Origin of the sequence: Falsiroseomonas oryzae (genome assembly GCF_027856955.1) — a bacterium.
In the GTDB taxonomy this organism is placed as follows: domain Bacteria; phylum Pseudomonadota; class Alphaproteobacteria; order Acetobacterales; family Acetobacteraceae; genus Falsiroseomonas; species Falsiroseomonas oryzae.
In genome coordinates, this window is sequence record NZ_JAPSMD010000193.1 from 1 (window position 1) to 10,046 (window position 10,046).

Here is a 10,046-nt window from a genome sequence, read left to right on the forward strand (position 1 = left end):
CACGCCGTGGTGATCGCGGCGGAGGCCGGGGCGCTGCGCGTGCGGCTGGGCGACAGCGACTGGCCGGCGCGGCTGCCGCGCGGCGTCGCCATGCCGGAAGCCGGCGCGACGGTGCGGGTGGAGGCGGTGGACGGGATGGTGCTGGTGGTTCGGCCGGAGGCGGCGCCGGGCGCTTGATGCCCTGGTGCCCTCCCGCCTAGCCTCTCGCACAAGCGCGGCCGCGCAACGGGCCGTGCCACGGAGGAACGCCATGCACAGCCTGACCCGCCGCACCCTGCTCGCCGCCAGCGGCGCGGCGCTCGCCACCCCGGCGCTCGCGCAGCCGCGCTACCCGAGCCGGCCGATCCAGCTCATCGTACCCTGGGGCGCCGGCGGCGGCACGGATGCCACTGCGCGAATCGTCGGCAGCCTGCTGGAACGCGACCTCGGCCAGCCGGTGAACGTGGTGAACCGCACCGGCGGCTCCGGCGTGGTCGGCCACCAGGCGATCGCCAGCGCCGCGCCGGACGGGCACACCATCGGCATGATCACGGTCGAGATCGCGATGATGCACTGGCAGGGCCTGACCGAGCTGAAGCCCACCAGCTACACGCCGCTGGCGCTGATGAACGAGGACCCGCCGGGCGTTTCGGTGAACACCAGCTCGCCCTGGCCGGACATCAAGGCGCTGGCGGACGCGATCAAGGCGAGCCGCCCCGGGCAGCTGAAGGCCTCCGGCACCGGCCAGGGCGGGATCTGGCACCTCGCGCTCGTTGGCTGGCTGCAGGCGATGGGTTTGCGCGGCGACCATGTGCGCTGGGTGCCGTCCAACGGCGCGGCGCCGGCGATGCAGGACCTTGCGGCGGGCGGCATCGACTTCACGACCTGCTCCATCCCCGAAGCGCGCGCCATCATCGATGCCGGCCGCGCCCGTGCGCTGGCGATCATGGCGCCGCAGCGCAACGCGGTGTTCGGCAACGTGCCGACGCTGAACGAGACGCTGGGCATCAACTACTCGTCCGGCGCGTGGCGCGGCATCGCGGGCCCGCCGAACCTGCCGCAGAACGTGCGCGACACGCTCGTCGCCGCGCTCGATCGCGCCTACAAGAACAACGAGTTCCAGGAGTTCATGCGCAACCGCGGCTTCGGCACGGTGTGGGGCGGCCCGCAGGAATTCGCCGCCTTCATGGATCGCGCCAATACCGGGATGGGCGAGGCGATGCGCGCCGCGGGCCTGGCGCGCGGCTGAGACTTCGGCAGGGGGACGATCTCCCCCTGCCCTCCAGCGAGGCAGGATTGGACGCCATCCCGGAACGGCGCGTAGGTCAGGAGGGCGTCCTCGCGCGGCTCGGCCGGACGGCCGCGGGTGGCGCGATCGCTGCCGTCTGGTCGGTGACGGCACTGGTCGCCTACGCGGCGCTGGTGTTCTCCGGCCCGGCCGCGGCGGCACTGCCGGTCGGCACGTCCGGCTTCCTGCTGGGCTTCGCGGTGCTGAGCGTCGTCGTCGCCTTCTGCAGCAGCACGCCCGGCATCGCGGTCGCGGCCTTCGGCAGCAGCGCAGTCGTCCAGGCGGCGGTGGCGCAGACCACCGTGGCGCTGCTGGAGGCGAAGGGCGTGCCGGAAGGCTCGGCCCGCGCCGGGGCGCTGGTCCTGTCATGCGGGGCCGTGACCATCGGCGTCGGCGTGCTGCTCTGCGCCGGCGGGTTGCTGCGCATCGGATCCCTGGTCCGGCTGCTGCCGCATCCCGTCAGCAGCGGCTTCTTCTGCGGACTGGGGGCCGCCTTCGTGCTCGGCGCCGTGCGACTTGCCTCCGGCGTCGCGCCCGGCCCCGGCAACCTCGGCGCACTGCTGGACCCGGACACACTGCTGCGGCTGGCGGTCTGCGCGGGCATCGGGCTGCTGCTGGTGCTGGTGCCGAGGCGCGTGCGGCACTGGGCGGTCATGCCCGGCATCCTGCTCGCCGCCGTGCTCGCCTATCACGCCGTGCGCCTCGCCATCGGCCAGAGCATGACCGACGCGCAGGCCGCGCGCTGGCTGCTCGGTCCCTTCGGCGAGGCCGGGCCGGTCACCCTGCCCTCCGCCGCGTCCTTCGCGCTGCTCGATGCCGAGCTGCTGCTGGCCCTGCTCCCCTTCGTGGGCACCGCGACGCTGCTTGCGGCCATCACGCTGGCGCTGATGGCGGCCGGCATCGAATCGACCACCGGCCGCCCGATGGACATCGACCGCGAGATGGCGCTGGCCGGTGCAGCGAATGTCGCGACCGGGGCCGTCGGCGGCATACCGGGCGGCCACGCGCTGGCCGCGACGGGGCTGCTGTCGCTGTTCGGCGCCGGCAGCCGTGCCGCGGCCGCCGTGCCCGGGCTGATCGCGGTCGGCGTCCTGGCGCTGGGGCCCACGCTGCTGGGCGTGCTGCCGCGGCCCATCCTGGCGGCGCTGCTGCTCTCCCAGGGCATCGAATGGATGGTGCTGCGGACCTGGCGCGACGTGCAGCCGCTGCCGCGGCACGAAGCGGCCATCCTGCTCGCGGTCGCGGTGACGATGGCGAGCATCGGCCTGGTGGAGGGGCTGGCGCTCGGCCTGGCGCTCGCACTGCTGATCTTCGTCTGGACCTACCGGCAGGTCCCGGTGATCCGCAGCGTCCTGCGCGGCGACGAGATGCGCAGCAGCGTGACGCGCCCCGGCCGCGCGCTGCGCGTGCTGGAACGAGAGGGCCAAGGCATCGTCCTGGTGCGCCTGCAGGGCTACATGTTCTTCCTGAATGCGCTGGCCGTGCAGACCGTGTTTGCCGCGCGCGTGGCGCAGGGGGCGCGCGTCGTCGTGCTGGACTTCGACCATGTGCTGGGCATGGACAGCTCCGCGATCGACGCGTTCCGCAGGCTGGAGCAGCAGGCGGTCAAGGGGCGCGTGCGCCTGGTGCTCTGCGCGGTGCCGCCGGCGCTGTCGGAGCGCTTCGCCCGGCACGGCGTCTTCTGCAGCCTCGCCTGGTCGCACGCGGCCAGCGCCGATCGCGGCCTGGAGAAGGCGGAGGAAGCCATCCTGGCAATGCACGGCGAACCGCCCGCGGACGGGCGCATCGGATTCGCCGACTTCATCGCCTCGATCGGGGACCTGCCCGACGTGGCCCGGCGGCTGGAGCCCTTCGTCGAGCGCGTCGAATACGGCGCACGGCACGTCCTGATGCGCCAGGGCGACGCCGCGGACGACATGGTGTTCCTGGAACGCGGGCGCGTCGCCGCGGTGCTGGACGAGGGCCAGAAGGCCGTGCACCTGCGGACGCTGACGGCCGGCACGCTGGTGGGCGAGATCGCCCTGTTCCGCGGCGGCGCGCGGACCGCGACGGTGATTGCCGAGACGCCATGCGAGGCGGTGAGGCTGACGCGCGCCGCCATCGAAAGGCTGCATGCCGACGACCCGGCGCTGGCCTTCGTCGTACAGCGCGCCATCATGCTGCAGCTGGCCGACAAGCTGGCCGACAACACCCGCGCCGTGGACCTCGCGCTGCGCTGAGCGCCGTGCCGTCGGCTCAGAAGGCGAAGGCCAGCCGCGCCGTGACGGTCAGCAGGTTGCGGAACCCGTCGGACACGGACAGGTCGTGCGTCGCCGTCACGCTGAGCTGCGACATCGGGGCGAGCTGCCGTTGCGCGTTCACGCGGATGGCGTGGCGCTCCGTCGCGAAGCCGTTGTCGATGCCGTCCACCTGCTGCGTGCCGCCGAACTCGCCGAGATAGCCCAGCGACAGCGTGCCGCCGGTGAAGCCGGTGTAGGTGAGCCAGGGCTGCAGCTGGTAGCTCGGCCGCTGGGACAGGGTCTGGCGGAACGGGCCGTAGCTGTTGTTGTCGGAGAAGACGTTGACGTTGCCAGCGATTTCCATGCGCAGCGCGCCGGGCACCAGGGTCTCCACCCAGCCGACCTCCAGCGTCCCGCGGAAGCGGTTCTCTCCGGTGTTCAGGATCCGGTCGTTGTCGTAGGTGCCCAGCGGAAGGCTCACCAGCGGCGAGACACCCACCCAGCGCCCGGCCTGCGGGTTGTTCACCACCCAGATGGTGGAGCCGATGATGGGGTCGATGAAGCCCGACGCGCTCTTCAGCTCGTTGCCGGCGATCTTGCCGTCCCACAGCACGCCGAAGGGCAGGAACAGGTTCAGCGAGACAGTGGTGTTCAGGATCGAGGTGTAGTGGACCAGGCGGAAATACTGCGATGCCGCGCGCAGGCGCGTGCCGTCGTTGAAATCCGTGCCGTTGATGTTGGCGCCGTTGTAGTCGGCATAGGTCGAGTAGGAGACGAGAGCCGAGAGGCCCGGCGGCAGCGCGATGTAGTCGCCGGGATGAACATCGGTCGCATGAGCCGTGCCGGCCATGCAGGCAGCCGCAACCGCCAGCCCGCAGGCCCGGGCGTGCTTCCCCATATCGTCATCTCCCCCGCGGCGCGGTGCCGCTGCGGTTCCGCGTGGCGACTATATTCGCAAGCTGATGCGCAACTTCAACCATTTCGCTAGGATGCGCCACCTGGAAACCTGGGAGGGCGGCACTTGCGCGACGCACGCTACCGGCTGGATGCCCCGCATCTGACCCGCGCCGACGCCTATCGCCTGTTCGAGACCTACGCCAATCTCAGCCGCGAACTCGTGCAGCGCCCGGTGACGCTGGTCGAGAACACCGCATGGCAGCTGCTCAAGGGAGCGGCGAAAGGCGCGCTCGGCCCCTGGAGCGCGACCGCGGCGATGGAGGTCGCCGCGCGGGAGTTGCGCGACCTCGCCGTGGGCCTCGCAGCCGTTCCGGCCGCCGCGGCGACCAGCGCGGCGCTGAAGCTGTCCGCGCCCGATCGCGACTACTTCGGCGACATCGCGAGCCCGCTGGACGACCACCGGCCGAAGCGCCGGGGCCACAGCGTGAAGGTCGACTTCGCGGAGGCGGTGGAGCTGCGCAACCGGCTCGCCACGGCTGCCGGCTTCGAGCGCGACGACCCGGCCATCGCGCTGCCGCCGATGATCTACGGCGCGCCCTTCATCCTGCCGGCACGGGTGATCGATTCGTCCCAGGGCTGGGCCTCCTGGTTCATTTCCTATGCGCAGGCCGAGCTGCTGCTCGCCTACGCGCAGCACACCAGCCGGCACGTGCTGCCGGGGGCAGCCGGAACCTTCCGGCCCTTCGCCACCGGGTCGAACAGGGCGATGGTGACGCTGTGGGGGATCGACCATCGCACCACCGATTTCGGCACCTATCGGGAGCTGGCGCTGTCGCTGACGGTGGTGCCCTTCGGCTGGCCGCCGGTCTACCGCTACGAGTACGACGTGCAGCGCGACCCGGCCGTGCCGCCCGACGATCCCGGGCAGATGTTCCTGCGCCTGATCGTGACGGACCACTTCTCCATCGCGCCGGCCTGGCAGGCCTGGGGCTTCGCGAAGGACTACTGGGGTCCGCCCAGCCGCGATTCGAAGCCACAGCCGCTGCGGGACATCGTGGCCGAGTATGGGCCGGAGGAGACGGTGTTCCGCGTCGCCTCCTCGGCGGCGCCGAAGGGAACGCGGCCGCTCTCCGTCGCCTTCCCCCGCTTCGGCGACGGGCAGAGCGCGGAGATGCCGACGACGATCTACTCCGTGGCGCCTGGCGATGCGCCCGGCGGACGGCCGGTGCGCTCCGCCATGACGACCGGCGGCAAGGGCCAGGGGATCCAGTTCGGTGGGCCGGTGCGGGTCGAGCTGCCCGAGAAGCCGGGCAGGGAGACCGGCTGCCTCTGCTCCGGCGGCATGGATTGCCTCTGCGCCTTGCTGGCCGAACTCGGGATCGACAAGCGCCCACCCGCGGTGAATGGCTGGACCGAGCACCTGAACTTCACGCTCGGCCGTCCGCTGGAGATGAAGGCGAGCGGCACCGGGGCGTGATGCGCGCTACCTCTTCCGCGGCGGGAACAGCGTGGAATAGGTGGACTTAATCGCGGTGTCGGCCGCCGCGATGGCGGCGGCGACGGCCGAGGCGGGGCGCAGCGCCGCCGCGTTCGCCTGCATCATCGCCACCGGGTAGGTGTCGGGCAGCCTGATCCCGACCGGGTGCCCGCGCCCGGTGCGACGGCGCACGGCCTCCGCCGCGTAGAGGCCGCTGGTCACCGCGGCCTCGATGGTCACCACGTCGATCGGCGTGCGGCAGAAATCGCCGGCCAGGAACAGGTCCGGCACCGCGGTCAGCGTGCGCGGGCGCCACTGCCAGCTGCCCACCTCGTTGACGAAGAGCTGCGCGCCGACATTGGTCTGCAGATGCGTGCGGCAGTGCAGGATGTCCTGCTCGGCATCGAAGCTGATATAGCGCTGCATCTCCTGCAGGATCATCTCGACGATGCGCTGGGTGCCGCCGGGAACCCGGGCGATCGGCATCAGGCCATCCACGTCGGAGGCGACGACGTTGAGCACGGGCGGCGTCGCCGGGCCGTCGTCCCGCAAGGTCTCCCAGATCTGCGTGTTGTCGAGCAGCGTCAGGTGGAAGTTCGAACCGAGCAGGATCGTGATGCCGCGCGGCAGGCGCTGCTTCAGCGGATGGCGGAAGTAGAGGTCGAGCGACATCATCGCGGCCGTCTTCAGCCGCGCGGTGTCGGCCAGCGACTGGTCCAGCTCGGCCAGCGGGGGGCTGTCCGGGTGAGCCTTGCCGTTCTGGTCGTAGGCGAGCGCCGCAAGGGCCGGCGGGGGCACCGCCAGGATGACCTGGCCGTCGAACCGCCTGGGGAGGCCCGAATCCGTCAACCGCGCCGGCTGGTTCGGCGGCAGGATCGTCGGCGAGGCGTCGGTCGTCGCCAGGGAGAGGGCGAAGCAGGCCTCGCCGGGGACGCGGCTGATGGCGACCAGGCTGGTCAGCGGCATGAGCCGGAACTCCGGCCCCGTGGCGGCATCCGGCGTATCCTCCGGCGTCGCTCGCTTGGACAGGTCGGCCGCGAGCCTGTCCGCCGCCATGAAGGGTGCCGGCATCGTCGTGGCGTCGGGCTCCGGCCATGCAATGCTGAAGCGACCGCACAGCCGGACGAGGTGCAGCAGCCAGGGCGTGAAGATCGCTTCCTCCGTCGGGCGCGCGGCGAGCCACATCGCCGGCTCCGGCAGGCGCGCGCCGTACTTCATGAGCGACTGGTAGGAGCGTGCGGAGCTGAGGTAGCTCGCCGCGGCGAAGGCCTCGACCAGCGTCATCGTATCCAGCGCGCGCGAGGTCTTGGTCGAGAAGGCCTCGTTGGCGATGAAGGCATCGACGCTCATGCGGTCCATCGCGCCGCCGGTCTCCGACGGCGTGCCGATCAGGTCGGCCATGCCCTGGAAGAACAGGACGCCGTCATGCGGCTGGCCCAGCCCGGAGAACATGTTGGTCAGGGCGGTCCAGGGCGAGCCGATGTTGACCGTGCGCAGCGGCGTCTGGTCCGGGCCGGGGCGCAGCACGAAGATGTTCGGCATCGGCGTGAACGGCACGCGCTCGTCCAGGCGGCGGGCCTGGCCGTCCTGGCCGGGCCACACCTCGTCCATGATGTCCCAGAAGTTCCGGTACCAGGTGAGGTACATGTGGTAGCAATGCTCATGCGGATCCGTGCCGCGGCGGGACGCGCAGCAATCCTCCCGCGTGCAGCCGGGCCCCGGACCGCCGTCGCAGGCGCGGGCGCCGAAATCCCGCGCCAGGTCGTTCGCGTAGCTTTCCTGCCGGGCGTCATGCGTGCCGAGCTTGCCGCCGAGGAAGGCGTTCGCCTCGATCAGGCAGACGTCATGGCCGCGCTCTAGCAGGCGGTGCGCGGCCGCCATGCCGGCAAGGCCGGCGCCGACGACGATCACCCGGGGCCGTTCGCTGCGCGGGCCAAGGAAGGGCCAGTTGGATTCCCGGTTGCCGGCCATCGGATCCTCCTTGTCCATCCTTATCTCCGCAAATACGTTGTCACTGCAACGGAACTCTTCTGGAGGGCGACATGGAGCCGACCTACGCGACGATGTTCGCCACGGCGCAGCACGTCGCCAGCGCCTGGTACGGCACCTGGCTCTACCTCGGCGAGCGCGCGCTGCGCGTCGGCAGCGCCGAGCTTGCGGCGACGGCGCGGGCGATGTCGGGCCCGCTGCGCAGCGATGCGGAGCACCGGCAGACCGCCGTGGAAGCCGCGCTGTGGGAGCTGCACATGCAGCAGCGGCGCCTGCTGCGCGGCATGACCGCGGCGCCGACCGCCTTCGCCATCGACGCCGCCGACCGGCTGGCCGAGATGCGCGACCGCGAGGGCGGCCGCGGCGGCTGAGCCCCCGCCCTGCCCGGACCTGTTCCTACCGACTAATCCGACCGACTAATCCGAAGGATTCCTGCGATGCCTCCCACCGGCCCATACGGCAACGGGCCCAGCAGCCCCGGCGACCCGACCGCCAATCTGTTCGGCGCCATGCGCGACATGTGGGAGCTCGGCTTTGGCGTGCTGCAGGCCATGGCCGGCGCCGCGGCGCTCGGCGCGGGCGGCCACCGGCCGGCCACCTCCTTCGGATTCCAGCCCGGGGCGGAGCCGCAACCCGGCGCATCGTACGGCTATCAGCCCTCGGTCGCCTACCAGCCGGCGACCTCCCACGGGGCGCAGGCGGATGGCGGGCCGGAGACGCCGAACGCCGCGGAAGCGCTGCGCAGCGCGGCGCGGCAGGTCGCCGAGGTTTCGCCGGCGATGGCCGAGGCAGCCAGCATCGCGGCCGCAAGCAGCCTGCGCTACTGGCGCGGGCTGGCGGATGTCTTCGCGCGCCACCAGGGCACCATGATGCAGGCCGCGACCGCCCGCATGACAGGCGACGCCGCGCTGCCGCCCGAGCAGTGTCACGTCCTGACGGAGAACCTGCGCAGCTTCCTCCGCGAGGTCGGCGACACCGCCATGCTCGAGGCGCGGCGGCTGGAGCACGAGCTGGAGCAGGTGAGCGAGAGGCTTGCCCGCAGCGCCGCGTCGCCCGATCCCGACGCCCCCTATCTGCGCCGCTGGAGCGCCAAGCCGTGAGTGCTGCCACGATCGACGCCACCAGCGCGTCCGTCATCGATGCCCTCGGCTTCCCGAAGGAGATGGCGGAGCTGCGCGAGCGGATCGCCGACTGGGTGCACCGGTCCAACCGCTACATGCAGGACGCGCTGGACTGGCAGTTCATGGGCGGGTCGAAGTACTTCCGCCCGCTGACCATCTTCGCCTGCTACCGCGCCATGCACGGTCCGGGCCCGATACCAGGCCACATCATGAACTCCGCCCTGGTGATCGAGTTCTTCCACAATGTCTCGCTGATCGTGGACGACATCGTCGACAAGTCGCCCGAGCGCCGCGGCCGCGCGACGATGCACACGAAGTATGGCGAGCTCGTCGCGCTGATGACCTCCGGCTACATCGTCGCGGACGGCTACCTGGAGCTCGGCAAGGACCTGCAGGCGATCGCGCTGTTCTCCGAACTGCTGAAGCGCCTCGGCGTGGCCGAGTGCATGCAGTGGGCGGATCGGCGGCAGGTGCTGGGCGTGGAGGACTGGCGGCGCATCGCGGGCGAGGACACCGGCTCCATGTTCGAGGTCTGCGCCTGCCTAGGCGATCGCAGTGGCAAGCTGCGCAAGTTCGGCGGACTGCTCGGCCTCGTCTATCACGGCTGCGACGACGTCGGGGATGTGCGCGGGCTGCCGGCGCTGGGCGGCGGCGGGAAGGAGGACCTGCGCGACGGCATCCTGACGCTGCCCGCCGCGATCGCCATCCAGGATCCCCGCATCGGTGCGCTGTTCACGCGGGCCGACCCCACCGATGCCGATCTGGAGCAGCTCGCCGCCGCCTTCATGGCCGCGCTGCCGCAGGCCGAGCGCACGCTGGACGGCATCGTGGAGGAGGCGGAGCGCGAGGCGCGCCTGTTCGCGCCCAACCCTGCGCCGTTGCTCGCGATCGTCGCGCAGACGCGCCGGCTCAGCTCACGCTGAGGCGGCGTCAGGCCGCCGCGGCGGCGGTCGCGGCGAGCATGTCGCGCAGCACGGCGTGCTCGGCGAAGCCCTCCGCCTCCGGCGCCTCGGCCAGCACGTCGCAGACCAGCCGCGCGGCATCCGCATCGGCACCGGCGGCCTGCAGCCGCCGCG

The 10,046-nt window shown here is 71.8% G+C and carries 9 protein-coding genes; 7 read left to right on the forward strand and 2 right to left on the reverse strand.

Annotation, left to right across the window (positions count from 1 at the left end):
• The first annotated feature begins 9 nt into the window (after positions 1–9).
• The 3 genes from OZN99_RS17775 to OZN99_RS17785 all read left to right on the forward strand — a co-directional run bounded on the left by OZN99_RS17775 (position 10) and on the right by OZN99_RS17785 (position 3,486).
• A complete protein-coding gene (locus OZN99_RS17775; protein WP_270936612.1) occupies positions 10–177 on the forward strand; it encodes an NfeD family protein in 168 nt (55 codons plus the stop codon).
• A 73-nt stretch (positions 178–250) separates the two neighbouring features.
• Positions 251–1,228, forward strand: a complete 978-nt coding sequence (locus OZN99_RS17780; RefSeq protein WP_270936604.1) for a tripartite tricarboxylate transporter substrate binding protein — start codon at positions 251–253, stop codon at positions 1,226–1,228.
• A gap of 47 nt (positions 1,229–1,275) precedes the next feature.
• A complete protein-coding gene (locus OZN99_RS17785) occupies positions 1,276–3,486 on the forward strand; it encodes a cyclic nucleotide-binding domain-containing protein (protein WP_270936605.1) in 2,211 nt (736 codons plus the stop codon).
• A gap of 16 nt (positions 3,487–3,502) precedes the next feature.
• Here the strand turns inward: OZN99_RS17785 and OZN99_RS17790 are convergent, their stop codons facing one another.
• Entirely contained in the window at positions 3,503–4,336 is an 834-nt protein-coding gene (locus OZN99_RS17790) for a transporter (RefSeq protein ID WP_270936606.1), read from the reverse strand.
• A gap of 171 nt (positions 4,337–4,507) precedes the next feature.
• Between OZN99_RS17790 and OZN99_RS17795 the strand changes: the two genes are divergently transcribed.
• On the forward strand, positions 4,508–5,860 hold the full coding sequence (locus tag OZN99_RS17795) for a hypothetical protein (RefSeq protein WP_270936607.1): 1,353 nt from the start codon (positions 4,508–4,510) through the stop codon (positions 5,858–5,860).
• A gap of 6 nt (positions 5,861–5,866) precedes the next feature.
• Here the strand turns inward: OZN99_RS17795 and OZN99_RS17800 are convergent, their stop codons facing one another.
• Positions 5,867–7,849, reverse strand: a complete 1,983-nt coding sequence (locus tag OZN99_RS17800; protein WP_270936608.1) for an FAD-dependent oxidoreductase — start codon at positions 7,847–7,849, stop codon at positions 5,867–5,869.
• Positions 7,850–7,902: 53 nt separating this feature from the next.
• Between OZN99_RS17800 and OZN99_RS17805 the strand changes: the two genes are divergently transcribed.
• The 3 genes from OZN99_RS17805 (at position 7,903) to OZN99_RS17815 (ending at position 9,893) form a co-directional block, all read left to right on the forward strand.
• The gene (locus OZN99_RS17805; protein WP_270936609.1) at positions 7,903–8,220 is read left to right on the forward strand and encodes a hypothetical protein; all 318 of its coding nucleotides are present in this window, start codon (positions 7,903–7,905) and stop codon (positions 8,218–8,220) included.
• A gap of 66 nt (positions 8,221–8,286) precedes the next feature.
• Complete coding sequence (locus OZN99_RS17810) at positions 8,287–8,949, forward strand: hypothetical protein (RefSeq protein WP_270936610.1); 663 nt, start codon at positions 8,287–8,289, stop codon at positions 8,947–8,949.
• Entirely contained in the window at positions 8,946–9,893 is a 948-nt protein-coding gene (locus OZN99_RS17815) for a polyprenyl synthetase family protein (RefSeq protein ID WP_270936611.1), read from the forward strand. The genes OZN99_RS17810 and OZN99_RS17815 overlap by 4 nt, the downstream gene beginning before the upstream one ends.
• The last annotated feature ends 153 nt before the right edge of the window (positions 9,894–10,046 follow it).